Genomic DNA, 19,231 nt, shown 5'->3' on the forward strand with positions numbered 1-19,231 from the left:
GGAAAAGAAGCCAATGGTAACCATGCTTGATGTCGCGAACCGCGCAGGCGTATCTAAGTCGACCGTTTCTCGTGTCTTAAATGGCAAGAACATCGTGCGCCCAGATGTGGTGAAAAAGGTATTCGATGCGATACAAGAGACAGGTTATCGGCCAAACCTGTTAGCTCAGCAATTGGCGACCAAGAAGACCAATTTCATCGGTTTTGTTATCACCAATGAGTTGTTCAATGGCCCTTACTTCTCTTCCTTGATGTATCACGCCGCTTCCTACAGTGAAAAGTCGAATCACCAATTGGTGATCACCGATGGTAAACACAGCGCTGAAGACGAGCGCAAAGCAATTAACTTTCTGCTCGATATGAAGTGCGCGGGCATCATCATCTATCCACAGTGCTTAACCGAAAGCGAGATTGCAAAGGTCATCGAAAGCACTGACACGCCGATTCTGGTACTCAACCGAGAAATGCCGTCGAAGCCTAACCATGCCATTACCACCGACCACTATCAGAGCGCTTGTTTGATGGTTGAACATATCATCGAGCAGGGTCATGCAGAGATTGCGGTAATTCGTGGTAAAGCGGGTTCTTCAACGGATGAACAACGTTACCAAGCTTATCAAGATGTGTTAACCAAGCACGGTATTGCAGTGAATGAACTTAATGTCGTTCAGGGCGATTGGACAATGGAGAGTGGTTACCGTGCCGCGCAAGCTTTAGTGGAAAGCAAAGCAAGCTTCACTGCGATCTTGTCTGAAAACGATGACATGGCGATTGGCGCGATTAAGGCGTTAACAGAGCTGGGTTACTCATTACCTAAAGACATCTCTATTGTTGGCTTTGATAACAGTAAAGTGGGCGAATTTCTAACGCCAAGCTTAACCTCTGTGAGTGTGCCACTCGAACAAATGACGCAAAAGGCGATACTTCGAATTGTTGGTGAGACAAAGCAAGCAGAAGTATTGAGTACGACTGGTAGCTTGGTAATTCGCGACTCGGTAGCCCAGCGTATCTGAGCCGCGTGCAACGCACTGAATTAAACCGGCCTTTGCTTGATAGCAAAGGCTTTTTTATTTGCACTATCTATGTTTCTTGCTTGGTTTAGAAGTGATTTAAATTGGCCGAACACTACAAATCGTGACTGGCAGCGCATCTCAGAAAGCCTCTTAAAACCGTGCTTATTATGAGAGTTAAAGATATGCGATATTGCGTTCTTTGGTCGATGAATTGACCGCTATTAGTTAAGTTATGTGAAAACGGTAAGTAGTGTGAAAATAGGTAAGTAACGTGAAAACAGAAAAACAAAAAATGCTAGCAGGTGAACCATATCAGGCTTGGGATGAAGAGCTTTATTCAGCTCGAATTGAGTGTCGTAAGGTACTTCAAAAACTCAACAACAGTATTCCTGATACGTCTGAATGGAAAACTGCAACCCAAGAGCTCATTCCTGGCTGTGAAAATGCGCATTTGGAGCCACCATTTCGCTGTGATTACGGCTCGAACATCAAGTTGGGTAAGAACTTCTACGCTAACTTTAACTGCGTGATTTTGGATGTGGCTGAAGTCACCATTGGTGACAATGTGCTGCTTGGCCCTAATGTACAAATCCTTACAGCAGGCCATCCATTAGATGTGAAAGGCCGAGTTGAAGACGGCGTTGAGTTCGGTACACCAATTACCATTGACGATAATGTTTGGCTTGGTGGTGGTGTGATTATTTGCCCCGGCGTCACCATTGGTGAAAACAGCGTGATTGGCGCCGGAAGCGTCGTGACTAAAGACATTCCAGCTAACGTGGTTGCCGTGGGTAATCCATGTAAAGTGCTGAAATCGATCGATAACGGGCAATAATCAGATTTAAATGACGAAGCCCGAACCTAGGTTCGGGCTTTGCTTTTTCTATCCTTGCTAGATGCTAGATGGAACAGCTTGTTGTGCCTGCTTCTTATCTAACGCACCACTGAATCGAGTCAGAACAAGAGCGATCAAAACAATCACAGCACCTACCCAAGGGGTGTCCATTAATCCAGATTTCGCGACAATCAAACCACCGCCCCATGAGCCTAATGCAATACCGACGTTGAAGGCAGCAATGTTCAACCCAGAAGCGACATCGACTGCGTCTGGTGTGTATTTCTCAGCCAGTTTCACAACATACACTTGTAGTCCTGGAACGTTACCGAATGCGAATGCACCCCAAACCAAAATGGTAGCAACAGCTGCGTAAGGGTTTACTGCGGTAAAGTTGAATACCACCAGTACCGCGGCTAAACCAGAGAAGATAACGGTCAGCGCTTTAATCGGGCCCATCTTGTCGGCCATTTTACCGCCCCAGATGTTACCTACCGCCACTGACACACCGTAAACCAACATGATGAGACTGATAGAGCTCGAATCAAACCCTGATACATTTTCCAGTATTGGAGCAAGGAAGGTAAACGCTGTGAATGTACCGCCATAACCTAGTGCTGTGATAGCGTAAACCAACAGTAAGCGTGGTTGAGTTAGAACCTTTAGTTGTGCCGAAATCTTCGCCGCTGGTGGTTGCTTAAGGTTGCTTGGAACCAAGATAGCGCTACCGATAAGAGCAATAAGACCAAGCAGAGCAACGATCAAGAAGGTCGCTTGCCAGCCAAAGGTTTGGCCGATATAAGTGCCCAGTGGTACGCCGGTTACCAATGCAACCGTTAAACCCGTAAACATGATCGCGATGGCACTGGCTGCTTTATCTTTTGAAACCAAACCTGTCGCGATGGTCGACCCAATCGAGAAGAACACACCATGGGCGAGGCCGGTCAAAATTCGTGCAGCGATCAGCGTGTTATAGCCTGGAGCTTGCCACGCCAATAAGTTACCAATGACAAACAATGCCATCACGGTTAGCAATACCGCTTTACGATTCCATTTGCCGGTTAATGCCGTTAACACTGGCGCCCCAATAGCAACGCCAAGTGCGTATAAACTGACTAATAGACCTGCCGATGGCAGAGATACATTCAAGTCGCTCGCCATGGTAGGAATCAAGCCTACGATGACAAATTCTGTGGTTCCGATGGCAAAGGCGCTGAGCGTCAATGCTAGTAATGCTAGTGGCATAATCATCTCTTACTGTTCTTTGTTAAATACCGAGCGCGATAAAATGGGGCAGCTTGTGGCTGCAATAGGAGCGCTTCGTTTGATGGCGAGGATTATCTAGCAAAATATATTTGTGAAAAATGCCATCATTAACAAATAACCTTTGTGAAATTTGCAATAATTAAAGAGTTAGCCGATCATTGGGTTAAGCTGATGAGATTGAAAAGACACAGATGATTTGAGCTGTGATGAGCACAAGCGAGATGACATTAAACAAAATGAAGATAGCAAAGGGACCTCATGTTAACCCGTTCAGATGATTTAGAAATGGTACTCACCGTTGTCGATGCTGGTGGTTTTTCTGCGGCTGCAGAGGCGCTGGACGTGCAAGTCGCCAAGGTATCTCGTTCGGTGAGTAAAGTTGAGTCGCAACTCGGCGTCTCAATATTCAACCGAACAACGAGACGCGTGGAATTGACGGAGGAAGGGCGGCAGTTTATCGATTCAGTCAGGGTGGGATTGCAGATGATCCAGAGCGCGGAAGAAGAAATCGTGTCGCGCGGTGAGTTGCCAAAAGGTCGTTTAAGAGTCGATGCTGCCAGTCCATTCGTTTTCCATCAGTTAGTGCCGTTGGTGCAGTCATTCAAAGAGGCTTACCCAGACATTGAATTGGAGCTCACTTCCAACGAAGGCTTCGTTGATCTTCTGGAAAAGAGAACTGATGTTGCGATTCGAATCGGTAAGTTGTCCGATTCAACATTGCACGCTCGACCGTTAGGAAAAAGTTTACTCCATATTGTGGCGTCACCTGATTATCTCGCTAAGCGTGGGCTACCCACCAAACCTGAAGATTTGAGTTCGCATCAAATTGTGGGATTTGCGGGTAACAAAGTGCTTAACCATTGGCCTTTGCCAAACCAAAGTGATGTCGCGCCTACCGTGACAGCCAGTAATGGTGAAACCGTGCGTCAACTAGTCTTAGCAGGAAATGGTATTGCTTGTTTATCGGGGTTTATGGTGCAGGAAGATATGGCAGCAGGGCGTCTAATCCCTATTCTGGAACAAGACAAACTTGCCAACACAGACCGAGAGCGAGTGAATGCCGTTTACTACAAGTCGTCTTCTGTCTCTAAACGTATCTCGGCGTTTATTGATTTTATACAGCCCCGTTTGAGCTTGTAGGGAAGAATGAAACACTCTTTAGCAGCACACAGTCAAACCGTTATTTGAATCGTTTGAGATGGGGTATTCGTATCAATGCTTAGAGAGCACATATTGTTGTATTGAGATTCGATAGGTGGATGTGATCTCAATAGCGTTTACTGACTTTCACTGATTAAAATCACCGCTTTTCGGACATTTGTCCTATTGACGAAGCTTATCAATTCTTAGCATGCGCATATCGAAATTGAGTAGGTAATCGCAGATGGGTATTGATACTTTTTCACCTCAAGGTTGTCATGTTATGGCAAAGCCTTCGGGTTCTAAATGCAACATTGATTGCAGCTACTGTTTCTATCTTGAAAAAGAAAAACTCTATCCTGAATCTGCCAGTTCACCGACCTCTTGGAAGGTGGGTGATGCCACGTTGGAGCGTTATGTTATCCAACATATTGAAGCGCAATCTTCCAATGAGGTGACTTTTGCTTGGCAAGGCGGTGAACCGACGTTGTTGGGACTGGCTTTCTTCGAAAAAGCGATGGCTCTGCAAGCCAAATACGGCTTAGGTAAAACCATCACCAATACTCTGCAAACCAATGGTTTACTGCTTGATGAATCGTGGTGTCAGTTCTTCAAAGATTATCAATTCTTAATTGGCATTTCGATTGATGGCCCGCAACATCTGCATGATGCCTATCGTAAAACACGCTCAGGGAAACCTACCCACCACAAAGTTGAAGCGGCGATTAATCTACTCAAATCCTTTGGTGTTGAGTTTAATACACTAACCGTTATCAGTGATGTGAATGCCAAATCTCCGTTAGAGGTGTATCACTACCTTAAGGGAATCGGAAGTACGCACATGCAGTTCATTCCGTTGGTGGAGCGTGAAGCCCAACAGCAAACGGAAGATGGATTAACCTTGTTACATCCTGAACGTTTAGAGGCGGTGTCTCTGTGTGATTGGAGTGTTGGTTCTGAGCATTATGGCTTATTTATGGCGGCCATATTCAGAGAGTGGGTACGCCAAGATGTCGGAAAAGTATGGGTGCAACTTTTTGAGAATACCTTCGCAATGACATGTGGCCAACCTGCGCAGTTGTGTGTGTTTTCAGAGACGTGCGGTAGCGCCTTTGCGATGGAAAACAACGGCGACATTTACGCTTGTGACCACTATGTATTTCCAGAGTTTAAGCTTGGAAATATCCATACCGTCACTATCAAAGAGATAAATGAAAGCCAGGCGAATCAACAGTTTGGCGAGAAGAAAAAACACTCACTTTCTAAAGACTGTCTGCGTTGTGAATTTCGTTCTGTGTGCCATGGCGGCTGCCCGAAACATCGTTTTTCTTTCTCGTCTTCTGGTAAGCCCGATCAGAACTACCTTTGCCACGGGTACAAAACGTTTTTCTCTTATTCTGCCCCTTACATTGATTTGATGAAGAAGCTCTACCAAGCAGGGCATCCTCCTGCTGCCATTATGCAAATCATCAAAAATAAAGAACCTCAATAACTCATCCCCTGAATATTCAATGGAGTCGAACATGAAAAAATTCCCGCTTAGTGCGGTTTCAAAAGCGTTTGCTCTCGCGGCAGTGACCTGCTCGGGTAGCGTTATCGCTGAAGAAGTCAAACAACCTCAACAGCCGAATATTGTGGTCATCATGGCCGACGATCTTGGTGATTGGGCGACAAGCCACCATAACCAATACGTAGAAACACCCAATCTAGAATACCTTTCAGAGACCGGTGTTCGTTTCGAGAATGGTATGACGCCAGCGCCTGTGAGTTCTGCGGCGCGTGCTTCTTTCCATACTGGTAAAATGCCCTCTCAACATGGTGTGTATGATTTCTTAGCGGAAGACCCTAAGTTTGATGCCGGTTGGTTAGGTGGTGAGAAATTGCTGTCGGAACGTTTACAAGATGAAGGCTACCGTACCGCTTTAATTGGTAAGTGGCATGCCACGACAGACAGTAAAGAGCCGATTCGTGGCTTTGACCGTTGGTTAAGTTACGACGCGTTAGAAGCGGGTTGGAAAAACCAATACCTACATTCAGGAACTGTGTTGTTCTCGCGAGATGGAGAGAATGAAGAACACACCGGTATTCAAGCGCAGTTCTTAACCAAGGAGACCATTAAGTTCATTGATGCGCCAAGCGATAAGCCTTTCTTTGTTAGCCTTAACTATGTTGAGCCGCATTTCCCCTTTGAAGGTTTACCAGAGCGATTGGTAGAGAAATACCGCGATATTGCCCATAAAGTGGTGTCTTATGGTGGGAACTCTGTGCTTGAACACATGAGTGCTTATACCTTGGTTCCATCTGATCATGAAGAGAAATTGGCACAGTATTTAGCGGCGGTGACTCTACTGGATGAGCAAGTTGGCCAATTGATCGATGGCTTAGAAGGGCGCGGTTTGATGGACAATACCGTGATCGCTTTTGTTTCTGATCATGGCTTATTGATGGGGCAGTATGGCTTATACGGTAAGATCAATGCCAGTTTCCCATACAACTTCTATGAAGAGACGATTCGTGTGCCTTTCATCATCAAAGGGCCTGAAGGCATAGTGCGTCAGAAACAAGTGCGTGGCGAATTTGTCGATATCTTAGATCTTCATACTACGATTATGGATCTGGCGAGCAAGGGCGAAGGTTACGATACCAGTTATGGTCCGGGTAAATCCTTGTTACCAATGATGAAGGGGGAGCGCGTTCGAGATTGGCGTCAGTACCAATTCTCAGAGCGAGGTAATGCGCGAATGATCACTAACGGTCACTGGAAGTTAGTGCGTTACTACAATAAGAAAAATGAGCCTATCGATCATTGGTATGACTTGAGCAACCCAATGGGTGAGGCGTATATCGCAGAGCCACCACGTCAAGCGGTTCAAGATACGATGACAAAAGCGTTGGATGAATTTTTTGCTCAGTACTCCAGTGATGAATACTCAGGTTTGAACATGTGGAAGATGGCTTACCCTAACTTCACTACTGAGAAAATCATTGAACATGAGCTGTGGAACTAACTCATAGTTTCTTCAAGCTTAGTCTTAATGACTGTCGATAATCAAAATAAACGGTGGCCTATGGGTCACCGTTTTACGTTTGTAGGAGCGTTGGAATAAGTGAATAAATTAATAAGTATTAGAGTGAAGTTATTGCTTTTCGGACTCTTTCAAACGAGTCGCTTCGAGTTTGTCTAGATTGATGATTCGAATACTTTTGCGTGTGACTGAAATCGCCCCGCTGTCATTCAGCTGTTTCAATATTCGATTGTAAACACGCAGGCTCGTGCCTAATCGTTCACACTCTAAGCTTTTGTTTACGATGTAATCTTTTTCTGGATTCAGGCTGTGAAACTGCAACAAATCATCAATCACACAGTAGGTAATAGAGTGCAGGATATTGCGCGACATTCTCTCGACCGATAAATACCATTTGGAGGTGAGGTGTTTAAAAGTATGTGCCGCCAAGATAGGGGTTTGACAGATGAGCTCTGCAAATATTGCTCCATTCATGATAAACCCTTCACAATCAGATTCAGCCTTCACCGAGTAGAAGCAAGGCTTCCCAGAAAACAGCTCCATAAGCCCCAGAAACCCATTGTGGTTGAAAGTACCAACCTGATACCGACGACCGTAACGCGAGCTTCGAGCGACAGAAATAGCGCCGTCGGTGATGAATATGATGTCGGTTATCTCTTGCCCTTGCTGAAAGATTGGATCGCCTTTCTTTATCGTATGTTTACGAAAAGAGAGTGCTTTGTCGTTCTCTGAGAGAAAGTCGAGGATCTGCGATGTGAAGTAAATATCATCTTCGGTGATCAGCATAAGGTGATTAGCTCTGAACGTATTTCCTGTAGGTAGTACACCATTGTATAAGAAAAGCGCTAGAACAAAAGCAGACAAAAAGCCCCACGGTGAAAACTATGGGGCTAAGTCATTTATGTTTCAGGCTAACGGAGTAGGTAAAGAGTGTTTAAAACCCGCCCGCCCAAGCATCGAAGTCATCAATATTGTCGAGTTCTTGTTGGCTTCTTGGGGCTGGATAATAAGGTAGTGCTAATCTCACAACAGAAGGTAGTAGCTCCCATTCTGGCGTCATCTTCAGGCGCTTCAATTCGTCGTTTAGGCGCACAAACATGTAGTAGCCATCGCTGTGGGTATTGGCGTAACTTGCGATTGTGGCGATATCTCCAGAGGGTAATTTTACGTCTCGACCAAGGGGGTAGAGTTGGTGAAGCGCAAAGCTTACTTTGGGATCTTGTAATTTACCTTGCTTAAAGCGCTCTAGTCCAATGGCGGTTGAGGTCGTGCGAGGCTTCCAGCCTGTGAGGAACAAGCCACTCAAGCTATCTTGGAATGGCTTACCTTTTCGATTGCCTTCATTACTAATGAATTGAACCGTCAGTTTGTCCCCTGATTCTTCCAGAATTTCTAAAAACTGTTCACCAGTACGATCGACTAAAAGCTTCATAAGACCTAGATGCCATTAAGAATGAGACACGATAAATGGTACTACTTTTGGGTAGTGTTGTGTAGGCGCTATTGAATCGATACTGCGTGAACAATGTTTACGATGCTGATACTTACATTATTAATAAGTAAATGCTTAGCGCTTACGTAAGTAGTGAGTGGTTACGATCTCATCAAGGTAAGTGGTGACACTTTTCAGTGTAAAGTCGAGAGGAGAGACTAAGTCACCAAATAGCGGGGAGCCACCACCAAGAACGACAGGGATCGTCGAGATAATCAGTTCATCAACCAGGTCCTCTTTAAGGAAGTTTTGAATGGTCACACCGCCATCAATATACAGATTGTTAAGGCCTTTGCTGTTCAGGTCTTCGATGATCTGAGTGAGCTCACCCTTTATCAAGAACACTTTACCTTCGAGTTCCTTAGGTACTTCCGTCAACGTGTTACTCAATACATAAACAGGCTTTGTGTAAGGCCAATCAATACCGAAGCTCAACACCATATCCATTGTATTTCGGCCCATTACTAAAGCATCAATACGATCGATATGGGCGTTGTACCCTATGTCATCACCCTCTGGGTTTGGGATTGCTTGTAGCCAATCTAGACTACCTTTTTTGTCTGCAATGTAACCATCAAGACTCGCACCGATAAAGACAATATTTGACATTGTTAACTCCGAAACTGAACTGGAACTTGGCATTCACGCTCTATTAAATTAAAATATTCTACAGTGTAGAAATTAAGTTTAAGAGGTGGTGATATGACTGTCAAGGATCAAAAACGAGGTCGACCAAAGAGTGGATCAAGCCAACTGAGTGCCGAAAAGATCTTAGATACGGCAAAGGGCATGATGCGTGAAGGCGGTAAAGTTCCGAGTATCAGAGGGTTAGCCACAGAACTCGGCGTAGATGCGATGGCGATATACCATTACTTCAAAAACAAAAATGATCTATTGGAATCGATCACTGTCTCTTTGGTGGAAGAGGTGGCACAGCCTGAACAGAACCAAGAGTGGCAAGAGAATCTTTATCAACTCAGCGTGAGTTACCTGTCGGTGTTAAATGACTATAGTGGCTTACTTGAAACCTTGCTAACGATGAAGTCGCTTGGGCCCGTTGAGGTATTTAGTGAGCGCTTTGAAGCGGTAGTGAACCCGCTGAATCTCACACTAGAGCAAACCGAAGACGCTCTTCATTTGCTAGTGGACTATTTACACGGTTACGCGCTTGCATTGAACTGTAACCCGGATAGAACAGAGATTACGGTTGAGATGGTGAGAAAGCCTTTAGGCCTCTATTGTTTGGGTATCGAGCAGCTGAAATCGTTGTGATCTTGCAGCAAAGATTGATAGACGAAGAGGGTACTTTGGTGCTGTGTTGCTCACGTTCGAGTAGTGATGTTTCATTTATACTGGATAATTACCTATAAATTTATGGATTTAGCAGTAATAATCTATGGATAGACCTGAATAGCTTGTGAGTCGAAAGCTGTCGGGACAACTCTCAAAGACGTCATCGTGAAAAGGAAGTCAGACACATGCCTGTGCTCCAACGCATCAGTTTAACCTTAATTTTAGCCGCTATTCTGGGCGGTTGTTCTTCATTACCAGAAGGCATCGACCACCCTGCAGAACCGTACACCTCTTATGGATCAAGCACTTTGTCGGTTTTGGCAGATGAATATCAACCCGCATCAGCGCAGGCGACGACCGCCGTTCGTTTACAAGAATCCGGTTGGGATGCTTTAGCGCAGCGATTGGCGTTGGTTGAAAGTGCAGAGCACACCATTGATATTCAATACTACATCTGGAACTCAGATGAATCAGGCAGCTACCTCGCCAGCCGTTTGTTAGCCGCGGCTGAGCGTGGTGTGAAGGTTCGCGTAATGCTGGATGATATCAATCTCAACGAGCGTGAAGGCCTATTATCGGCACTCGACGCTCACCCGAATGTCGAGATCCGCATCTTCAACCCAACACCAACGCGCCGTGGTTTCAGTAAGTGGTTGAGCTTCCTTGGCGACTTCTCTCGCTTAAACCGCCGTATGCACAACAAGTCGTTTACCGTAGATGGCACCTTGTCTGTGGTTGGTGGACGTAATATTGGTGATGAATATTTCGATCTTTCTGATGAAATCAACTTCCGAGATCGTGATGTATTGGTGATGGGCACAGTCGTTACCACTATCCAAACCAGCTTTATTGAGTATTGGGACAGCCGTTGGTCTTACCCAGTCGATATGTTAGGTGACGAGGAACAACCGGATCTTTCAAAGATTGACGATATAACCGTTCCGCAATACAAAAACTACCCAGAGTTACCATTAAATCGTGAAGCGGCAGATAGCCTGCTGAAAGAGGCTCTAGATGAGATGACTTGGGTGAATGCTCGTTTTGCTTATGATCGCCCTGTGCCTATCGACTCAGACAATACCGACGAACCGAAAGCAACGGCGGTTCTGTTAGGGCAGCTAGCCAGTGAATCTAAACAAGAGATCTTGCTTGAATCGGCTTACTTAGTGTTTGATGATGGTCAGTTGGAAGAGTGGCAAGTGTTGAACAAAAGCGGCGTTGAGATAAAAGCACTGACTAACTCAATGGCGTCAAATGACTTGGTTACTAACCACTCAGCCTACGCGGGCAGACGCTACGACATGTTAGAACATGGCATCGACTTGTTTGAGTTAAAACCAGATTCCAAGCTGTGTGAAGCATCGACTCAAGACATGTCGAAATGTGCGCCTGAAACGGCCTATGGCTTACACGCTAAATCAGTCGTATTTGACCGCAGCATTGCGAGTATCGGCTCGTTTAACTTCAACCTGCGTTCGACCTACCTAAACACGGAATCGGTGTTAATCATCGAGAACAAAGCGATTGCTGAAACGCTAGCTGAAACTATCGAGCAGGCGATGAGTGAAGACAACAGCTGGCGCTTGGAACTTGAAGACGGTGACGTGTATTGGTACTCAGGTGAACAAAGCTGGGACAGCGAACCAGAAACCGGCAAGTGGGAACGGATGCAATCAGGTTTCTTACAACTGCTACCGATTGAGAAATACTTGTAAAAGAGTTAGCACCTTAGAAATGAAAAATGTCAGCGCATAATACGCTGACATTTTTGTTTGTGATGACGAAAACGGAGCTCGTTCATCGGGATCTCTTTCTGTCTTTAGATCTGCTCTAGCTTTATCGCTTAGCCAGATGTTTACTGTTCAGATAAGGCAGAATATGTGGGCGAGATTCACCAGAAAGCTTTTGAGTGATCTGCTGTGACCAGCTGCTTTGCTTTTGATTACTTGAGCGGTTTGCATAGTAGCTTTGCATTGAATCGTCGTAGCGAGCAATTTCATCTAAGCTCAACGGTTGGTATTGATTTTCGTGCATCACCACATGAGCAGGAAGGCGGGGTTTGATTTCTGGCTGTTGTGCAGGGTGACCTAAACACATACCAAATAGCACAGCCGTGTGTTGTGGAAGTTCCAATAGCTCATCGACTTGCTGAGCGCTGTTACGCAAGCCACCAATGTACACGCCACCCAATCCAAGAGATTCTGCAGCCAGCATGCAGTTTTGCGCCATGATGCCAGAATCGACCGCGCCAATCAGAGTAAGTTCGGTAAAGTCGGTTTTTACCTCAGGGTTAATTTGAGCGTGGCGTTGATAGTCGATACAGAACACCAAAAACTCAGCCGCGTTCTCAACGTAAGCTTGGTTGCCTGCGAATTCAGCTAGCAGCTTACGCTTCTCTTTGTCGGTTACTCTCACAATAGAAACAGCCTGCAGTAAGCTCGATGATGAAGCCGCGAGACCAGCCTGAACAATCACATCAAGTTGTGACTTTTCAATCGGTTGATTTGTATATTGACGAATGGAGCGGTGCCCCAGAATAGTTTCAATCGTGCTGTTCATGCTCTCTGACAGTCCTTGTTTTTATGATGGTATTCCAAATTACCATAACGACATTTGTGGTTGGGGTAAACCTCTAACGTCGCAACAATTTTTTGGGAAACAGCCAAGTTTCAGCCTCATTTTAAGTAAGACCGTACTATAACTTGTTAACTCATGGCTGTTTAATCGGGTTAGTCAGAAATTAAAGGAATAGAAAAATGAAAACGATCGGTTTGCTAGGCGGCATGAGTTGGGAGTCGACGATGAGTTACTACAAATCCATTAACGAAGGCGTTAAAGCCACTCTCGGAGGGCTCAATTCAGCAAAGATTTGTATGTACAGTGTGAATTTCGATGAGATAGAAAAGCTGCAGCATCAAGGTCGTTGGGCGGAGACGGCAGATATTTTATCGGACGCGGCTTTATCGGTAGAGAAGGGCGGTGCTGATTTCATTCTGATTTGTACCAATACCATGCATAAGATCGTTCCTGAAATAGAAGAGAAGATCAAGATTCCTATCTTACATATCGCAGATACCACGGCGCAGAAGCTGCTTGAACAGGGCGTGAAAAAAGTCGGGTTACTCGGCACCGCTTTCACGATGGAACAAGATTTCTATAAAGGGCGCCTGACTAACAAGTTCGGTATTGATGTTGTGATTCCCGATGAGAGTGACCGACAGAAAGTGCACAACATCATTTACCAAGAGCTGTGCCGAGGTGAAGTAAGAGAAGAATCTCGAGCTATCTATCGTCAAATCATTGAGAAGCTAAGCCAACAAGGTGCGGAAGCCGTTATTCTGGGGTGCACTGAAATCGCTTTGTTGATTCAGCAGCAACATACGGATGTACCGTTGTTTGATACAACAGCAATTCACTCTGAAGCGGCGGTGCGCTTGGCGATAGACGTTTAATCATCTTCGAGATGTTTAAGAGATTAGTTTCTTTTCGCTCCTATACGAGAAACTTAAATAAAAAAGGATTGGTATGCTACCAATCCTTTTTCTTTATCAGGTGGTTATTCGCCATCAGACTACGACAACATTAACCCCTTGTTGGCGTAATGAATCGAGTGTCTGTTGATCGGCACCTTCATCAGTAATCAAAGTGTCTAATTTGGATGTGCACGTAAGGAGTTTTCCACCGTGCTTACCCACCTTGCTGCTATCAATTAGCGCAACAATGCGATCGCCATACTCTAGAAGCTTCTTCTCTGCCATATACACTAATAAATCAGATGTGTGGATACCAGCAGCCGTTACACCCGTACCGGTAAAGAACACAAAGCGACTCTTGTGATCGTCTGCGGCTTCTTCATCGGGTGAAATCGTAATTTGACGTTCAGGCAGATACTGACCGCCCAAAATAATGATGCTCTGATGATCTTGACTGATCAATTGGTAGGCCAGCGGCATAAAGTTAGTCATAACTTGAACATCTCTGTGAAGAAGGTGTTCCCCCATCAGAAAGGTGGTGTTACTTCCGCTAACAATAATACTATCGTGCTCTTCACACATATCTGCAGCTGCTTTGGCAATCCGTTGTTTGGCAGCGTAGCACTCAATATCTTTTTCTTTAGGAATAAAGCTACTTGGAACGTGTGTGGCAGCCAATGGCGCATCATGGTTGATCACTTCTGCACCATTACGAATCTTCTTTAGCTTACCTTCTTCTGCCAGCTTAGTTATGTCTCTACGAGCCGTTGATAAAGAGATATCTAACATTTTTACGTAGTCATTTGTCGTAATAAAAGTGTGACTGTTTAAATGGTCAAGCAAGCTTCTATGACGTTGAGCTTCATTCATTCTTCATGCCTTTAATTAGTTTTGACTTATTTTGACGCATTATGAATTTTTGAGCAAATAAAATCTAACCGTGACTCGTTTTGATTTTTAATGACGTTGTTATTGTGATCTATCACTGAATTTTGGTCATAACAAATCAAAAATGACTTTACGTGACTGCATTTGACCATTTATAGTCATTTTGCGTCATGAAGAGTCATTGGAGACCAAGATGAAGTATCAAGCAGTCATTATTGATTTAGATGGAACATTGTTAAGAGATGATGAGCAAATCTGCTCAAACAATAAAGAAGCGATCTCGCTTGCTGTGAACAGCGGTTATTGCGTCAGTCTAGCGAGTGGTCGACCGCATCAGTTAATGATGCCTTATGTCGAAAAGCTTGGTTTGTCTTTACCTATCATCTGCTGTAACGGTGCATACCTTTTTGACCCAATCACGCAGAACATAATGAACCCACAAATTCTGGGACGTGATTTTCTCATTGATCTAGTGAGCCTGCTGAATGAAGGACACTTTGCTTTCACTCTTTATTCAAGCCGTGGCGTGTTTGCTCAAAAAGCGTCACAGCACACAGAAGACTTGGTCAAAAAAGCGCAAGTCATTAATGCAGACATATCCATTCAAGTCGTTCCTGCTATCAGTGAACTGCTTGAACAGGCTGGCGACGTATACAAAGTGCTTGTTTCAAGCTCGGACAAAGTCGCTTTGAACCAATTAAGGGATGCTTTGCAAGCTCATTGCCAAGCTGATTTATCTGCACCAACAAAACTCGACATTACGTCGACGTTAGCCACAAAAGGCCATGCGCTAACTCAGTGGCTGAAACAACAAAATATATCCGCTCAAAATACCATAGCTTTTGGAGATGGGGACAACGATGCCTCTATGTTCCGACTCGTCGGGGAGCCTGTTGCTATGGATAACGCTAGCCCTTCATTAAAGGGTTTAGCAAACCTTATTGTCACCAATAACAACGGTTGTGGAATTGGTCAGTATCTTCGCCTCACGGTGCAAGAAGGCCAGAAAACATACCAACATTCTTTTAATTATTAAGGAAATACCATGAAAAAAGTGAAAATTGCAGCAGGCCTAGCTCACGTAGATTACGGACACATTGCTGACGTAGTGAAAGAAGTCTCAGACGCTGGTGCAGACTACATTCACTGTGATGCGGCAGATATGCATGACCTAAAAAACCTGCAATTGATGGGTGGACATCAAATCGTTGAAGGTATTCGCCCTTACACTGAAAAGCCAATTGAAGTTCATGCTTACTTCAAAGACTGCGACAAATTATTTATCGATAAAATCGCAGCTGCAGGTGCAAACATGTTGATTCTACCGGCAGAGCATTTTATCGGTGCTCCTCTGTGTTACATCATTAAATACTGCCAAAACCACGGAATGAAATTTGGCTTAACAGTTGGTGCATTAACACCAGTGTCATTTGTTAAAGAATCTATCTACTACTTAGATCGCCTACACATTGTTATTCACGGAATTACTGATGGCGATGATGAGTGGTTATGGCGCAAATCAGCGATTGCAATGATTCGTGAAGCTCGTGAACTCATCAACGAACGTAACCCTAACTGTGAGCTATGTGTTGATGGTGGTATCCGTAACCACAATATCGAAGAGCTGCTTAATGAAGACATCGACGTAATGGTTGCCTCTACCAATATCTTTGGTCACAAAGATGGCATTACTGCTGGTGTTCGTGATTTCCGCGCTGCGATTGACCAACTCGAAGACAAAGCAGAAGTGAAACAAGAAGAAGCTGAAACAGCTTAACTTTTTCACTTGGCGTAACAGTGATTCATATAAGTGATTCATTTTGCTGTCGCGCTCAATCTAATAACGGTGCCGAGCTTACCCCCTATATATGCTCGAGCTTGGCACCACTACCAAGGATTAATTCATGACACAGTTTCAATATTATCAGCCGACAAAATTGACATTTGGTGCAGGAGAAATTCAAAAGGTTGGGCAGCTTGTTGCTCAATATGGCAAACGATGCCTCGTGGTCAGTGAGCCAATTTTTGATGCCGTGAAACCTGCTTATGACCGTATTTTTGCCCTGCTAGCAGAGCAAGGAATTGAAGTGACACATTTTGATGGCGTGGTACCAAACCCACCAACCACTGTTGTGGAGCTTGGCCGTCAAGTAGCTGTCTCGGCAAATTGTGATGTGGTGTTAGCGATTGGTGGTGGCTCTTCGATTGATACAGCAAAAATCATTTCTGCTGCTATCAATGCAGAGTCTTTGGACTGGGCGCATTGGTTCGCAACCTATGACTCACCGTTTGGAGAAATCCAAGATTTACCCGCTCAAGTTGTTCCTTTGATCGCAGTACCGACAACGTCTGGTACAGGGTCACAGGTAACGCAAGCTGCGGTGATTACAGACATGGAACAGCACGCAAAACTGACTTTGTTTCATCCGGAGTTCTTTCCTTGCGAAGCGCTGATTGATCCAGAGTTAATGTTAACACTGCCGCCTCGTATGACTGCAATGACGGGTTTTGATGCTTTTTCTCATGCGTTTGAATCATTTACTGGCACGCGTCCATCTCCTTTTGTGGATGCAATGGCGTTACAAGCCATGAAGCTGGTGGTTGAAAACTTGCCAAATGTTGTAGACAACGGAGCAGATTTAGCTGGTCGTTGCGAGTTGGCGAAAGCCGACACGTTAGGCGGAATTTCACTAGCAAATGGTGGTGCTGGAGCGCCGCATCCTCTTGGGGAGATTTTGGGCAGTAGTAAAACGAACTTACCACATGGTTTAACACTCGCTGTTGTTTATCCGGCGTATGTGCAACTTCAGTGGCGAAAACAGCCGGAGCGATTTGCACAAGTGGCTGAGCTCTTTGGTGCCGTGGGAAGCACTGAAGAAAAAGCTCAATCATTGGCGGCACTTCTTGTGAAGTTTCTTGAGCGAATTGGCCTTGAGTCGAATTTAACTCAAGTCGGGGTAACTCAAGAAGATGTTCTTAAGCTAGAGCCTGCTTTCTGCTTTGATTTACCGCTGACTAGCGGTGATGAAATGAAAAAAGTATTACACGCCAGTTTGGTCTAGTGCCACAGGGTTTAAAAATAAATTAATAAAGAAAATGGAGACGAGACCATGGAAAAAAGCATCATCACTTCGAATAACACAGCACTGAAATTGGAAAGAGAGGAATTCATTGCCAGTGATGTTCAAGCGTTGATTTTTGATTTCGATGGACTTCTCGTGGATACCGAGACTTGTATGTTTAAAGCCTGGGAAGCTTTGTTAAAAACCCATGATGTTGAAGTATCACCTCTTCAGGTTGCTGGTCTAGTTGGGAGCTCAGCACCAGCAACCTCTCTTTATCAATTATTTAATCAAGCATCTCATCAGGCGTTGTCGAATGATGACATTCGCCAACTTGTTGAGGAGAAAGCGTATCGCTTGATTGAAACCATTTCTGAGCGTGAAGGTGTTCGCCAATACCTTGAGTTTGCAAAGTCAAAAAATTGGAAAATTGCACTTGCAACAAGCTCTGAATTTGAGCATTACCATCCAATTTTATCTCGATTAAATCTCACTCACTTCTTTGATTGTTTTGTCGGTGCAGAAGACATTGCTCCAACAAAACGTAAGCCTCAACCCGATGTGTATTTGGCCGCCCTAAATCAATTAGGTGTCTCTGCCCATCAAGCCATCGCATTTGAAGACTCTCCTCCGGGTGTTCAGGCGGCTCGATCGGCAGGAATACCAACAGTAGCGGTAACTAACTTGCTCACTCGTCACCTCGATGTCTCGCTAGCCAACGTGGTGCTGAGTTCGATGAATGACCAAACCTTACCGCAATTGCTTAATCAACTTATGAGAAATGAAGATGAATAAATTAGAACAATTGAAAAAGTACACTACCGTTGTTGCGGATACCGGTGACATTGATGCGATTGCGGCTTTTCAACCTCAAGATGCCACCACTAACCCTTCTTTGGTGCTAAAAGCAGCTGAGATGCCTCAATACGATCACTTGATTGCTGATGCCGTGACGTGGGCAAAATCCCAAAGCGATGATAAGTCTCAGCAATTAATTGATGCTGGAGACAAGTTGGCCGTCAATATTGGCCTAGAGATTTTAAAAACGGTACCGGGACGCATCTCTACAGAAGTGGATGCTCGTATGTCATTTGACAAAGAAGCAAGCCTAGCAAAGGCACGCAAATTGATTGCGATGTATAACGAGGCCGGTATTAGTAACGAGCGCATTTTAATCAAACTGGCTTCTACTTGGGAAGGCATTAAAGCTGCTGAAGTGTTAGAGAAAGAATGCATCAACTGTAATTTGACCTTGTTGTTTAACTTCGCTCAAGCAAAAGCGTGTGCAGAAGCTGGTGCTTTCTTAATTTCTCCTTTTGTAGGGCGAATTCTTGATTGGTACAAAACCAATACAGAGAAAAAAGAGTACTTACCTCATGAAGACCCAGGTGTGGTTTCAGTATCAGATATCTACAACTACTACAAAGACCACGGTTACGAGACAGTCGTCATGGGTGCCAGCTTCCGCAACGCAGAAGAAGTTTTAGCGTTAGCAGGGTGTGACCGCCTGACGATTGGTCCAGCAATTTTAGACCAACTAGCCGCTCAAGAAGGCGATGTGCAATGCCAGTTGTTTTCAGCGCGTGACGCGATTAAAACTGCACCAGCATCGATGACAGAAGCTGAATTCCGATGGGAAATGAATCAAGACCCGATGGCCACGGAAAAGTTGTCGGAAGGTATTCGCAATTTTGCCGTCGACCAAGGCAAATTGGAAACCATGATCGAAGCGCGTTTGTAGGAG

General features: G+C 44.8%; 19 protein-coding genes. 13 read left to right on the forward strand and 6 right to left on the reverse strand.

Annotated elements, in window-relative coordinates:
- Positions 1 to 13: 13 nt before the first annotated feature.
- Complete coding sequence (locus AB8613_RS19205) at positions 14 to 1,012, forward strand: LacI family DNA-binding transcriptional regulator (RefSeq protein WP_372385625.1); 999 nt, start codon at positions 14 to 16, stop codon at positions 1,010 to 1,012.
- 271 nt (positions 1,013 to 1,283) lie between these two features.
- A complete protein-coding gene (locus AB8613_RS19210; RefSeq protein ID WP_372385626.1) occupies positions 1,284 to 1,847 on the forward strand; it encodes a sugar O-acetyltransferase in 564 nt (187 codons plus the stop codon).
- A 57-nt stretch (positions 1,848 to 1,904) separates the two neighbouring features.
- On the opposite strand, the gene AB8613_RS19215 is transcribed toward AB8613_RS19210, so the two are convergent.
- Positions 1,905 to 3,092, reverse strand: a complete 1,188-nt coding sequence (locus AB8613_RS19215) for an MFS transporter (RefSeq protein WP_372385628.1) — start codon at positions 3,090 to 3,092, stop codon at positions 1,905 to 1,907.
- Positions 3,093 to 3,371: 279 nt separating this feature from the next.
- Between AB8613_RS19215 and AB8613_RS19220 the strand changes: the two genes are divergently transcribed.
- The 3 genes from AB8613_RS19220 to AB8613_RS19230 all read left to right on the forward strand — a co-directional run bounded on the left by AB8613_RS19220 (position 3,372) and on the right by AB8613_RS19230 (position 7,261).
- Positions 3,372 to 4,253 carry a LysR substrate-binding domain-containing protein gene (locus AB8613_RS19220; protein WP_372385629.1) on the forward strand — a complete coding sequence of 294 codons (882 nt, stop codon included), beginning with the start codon at positions 3,372 to 3,374 and terminating at the stop codon, positions 4,251 to 4,253.
- Positions 4,254 to 4,536: 283 nt separating this feature from the next.
- Positions 4,537 to 5,745, forward strand: a complete 1,209-nt coding sequence (locus AB8613_RS19225; protein ID WP_372385630.1) for an anaerobic sulfatase maturase — start codon at positions 4,537 to 4,539, stop codon at positions 5,743 to 5,745.
- A 31-nt stretch (positions 5,746 to 5,776) separates the two neighbouring features.
- The gene (locus AB8613_RS19230) at positions 5,777 to 7,261 is read left to right on the forward strand and encodes a sulfatase (protein ID WP_372385632.1); all 1,485 of its coding nucleotides are present in this window, start codon (positions 5,777 to 5,779) and stop codon (positions 7,259 to 7,261) included.
- 129 nt (positions 7,262 to 7,390) lie between these two features.
- Here AB8613_RS19230 and AB8613_RS19235 read toward each other — a convergent pair whose 3' ends face one another.
- The 3 genes from AB8613_RS19235 to AB8613_RS19245 all read right to left on the reverse strand — a co-directional run bounded on the left by AB8613_RS19235 (position 7,391) and on the right by AB8613_RS19245 (position 9,380).
- Complete coding sequence (locus AB8613_RS19235; RefSeq protein WP_372385634.1) at positions 7,391 to 8,143, reverse strand: Crp/Fnr family transcriptional regulator; 753 nt, start codon at positions 8,141 to 8,143, stop codon at positions 7,391 to 7,393.
- Positions 8,144 to 8,213: 70 nt separating this feature from the next.
- Positions 8,214 to 8,711 carry a hypothetical protein gene (locus AB8613_RS19240; protein WP_128162791.1) on the reverse strand — a complete coding sequence of 166 codons (498 nt, stop codon included), beginning with the start codon at positions 8,709 to 8,711 and terminating at the stop codon, positions 8,214 to 8,216.
- Positions 8,712 to 8,846: 135 nt separating this feature from the next.
- A complete protein-coding gene (locus AB8613_RS19245) occupies positions 8,847 to 9,380 on the reverse strand; it encodes a dihydrofolate reductase family protein (RefSeq protein ID WP_372385635.1) in 534 nt (177 codons plus the stop codon).
- Positions 9,381 to 9,473: 93 nt separating this feature from the next.
- Here AB8613_RS19245 and AB8613_RS19250 point away from each other — a divergent pair, with 93 nt between their 5' ends.
- Positions 9,474 to 10,043 (forward strand): TetR/AcrR family transcriptional regulator, encoded by a 570-nt coding sequence (locus tag AB8613_RS19250; protein ID WP_285953893.1) that lies wholly within the window; start codon positions 9,474 to 9,476, stop codon positions 10,041 to 10,043.
- A gap of 206 nt (positions 10,044 to 10,249) precedes the next feature.
- Positions 10,250 to 11,779, forward strand: coding sequence for a phospholipase D family protein (locus tag AB8613_RS19255; protein WP_372385637.1), 1,530 nt, complete (start codon positions 10,250 to 10,252; stop codon positions 11,777 to 11,779).
- A gap of 121 nt (positions 11,780 to 11,900) precedes the next feature.
- Here the strand turns inward: AB8613_RS19255 and nfsA are convergent, their stop codons facing one another.
- Positions 11,901 to 12,623, reverse strand: coding sequence for an oxygen-insensitive NADPH nitroreductase (nfsA, locus tag AB8613_RS19260; protein WP_372385638.1), 723 nt, complete (start codon positions 12,621 to 12,623; stop codon positions 11,901 to 11,903).
- A gap of 197 nt (positions 12,624 to 12,820) precedes the next feature.
- Between nfsA and AB8613_RS19265 the strand changes: the two genes are divergently transcribed.
- On the forward strand, positions 12,821 to 13,516 hold the full coding sequence (locus AB8613_RS19265) for an aspartate/glutamate racemase family protein (protein WP_372385639.1): 696 nt from the start codon (positions 12,821 to 12,823) through the stop codon (positions 13,514 to 13,516).
- A gap of 114 nt (positions 13,517 to 13,630) precedes the next feature.
- Here AB8613_RS19265 and ulaR read toward each other — a convergent pair whose 3' ends face one another.
- A complete protein-coding gene (gene ulaR, locus AB8613_RS19270; protein ID WP_372385641.1) occupies positions 13,631 to 14,407 on the reverse strand; it encodes an HTH-type transcriptional regulator UlaR in 777 nt (258 codons plus the stop codon).
- A 211-nt stretch (positions 14,408 to 14,618) separates the two neighbouring features.
- Here ulaR and AB8613_RS19275 point away from each other — a divergent pair, with 211 nt between their 5' ends.
- From AB8613_RS19275 to tal, 5 genes are all read left to right on the forward strand, one after another.
- Entirely contained in the window at positions 14,619 to 15,461 is an 843-nt protein-coding gene (locus AB8613_RS19275; protein ID WP_372385642.1) for a Cof-type HAD-IIB family hydrolase, read from the forward strand.
- A gap of 9 nt (positions 15,462 to 15,470) precedes the next feature.
- On the forward strand, positions 15,471 to 16,202 hold the full coding sequence (locus AB8613_RS19280) for a ribulose-phosphate 3-epimerase (protein WP_239718720.1): 732 nt from the start codon (positions 15,471 to 15,473) through the stop codon (positions 16,200 to 16,202).
- 127 nt (positions 16,203 to 16,329) lie between these two features.
- Complete coding sequence (locus tag AB8613_RS19285; protein ID WP_372385644.1) at positions 16,330 to 17,487, forward strand: iron-containing alcohol dehydrogenase; 1,158 nt, start codon at positions 16,330 to 16,332, stop codon at positions 17,485 to 17,487.
- Between the two features lie 48 nt (positions 17,488 to 17,535).
- Positions 17,536 to 18,282: an HAD family hydrolase gene (locus AB8613_RS19290; protein WP_372385645.1), complete on the forward strand. Its 747-nt coding sequence runs from the start codon at positions 17,536 to 17,538 to the stop codon at positions 18,280 to 18,282.
- Entirely contained in the window at positions 18,275 to 19,228 is a 954-nt protein-coding gene (gene tal, locus AB8613_RS19295) for a transaldolase (protein ID WP_372385646.1), read from the forward strand. Before AB8613_RS19290 ends, tal begins: the two co-directional genes overlap by 8 nt.
- Positions 19,229 to 19,231: the final 3 nt, after the last annotated feature.

Origin of the sequence: Vibrio sp. BS-M-Sm-2 (genome assembly GCF_041504345.1) — a bacterium.
Lineage (GTDB): Bacteria > Pseudomonadota > Gammaproteobacteria > Enterobacterales > Vibrionaceae > Vibrio > Vibrio satsumensis.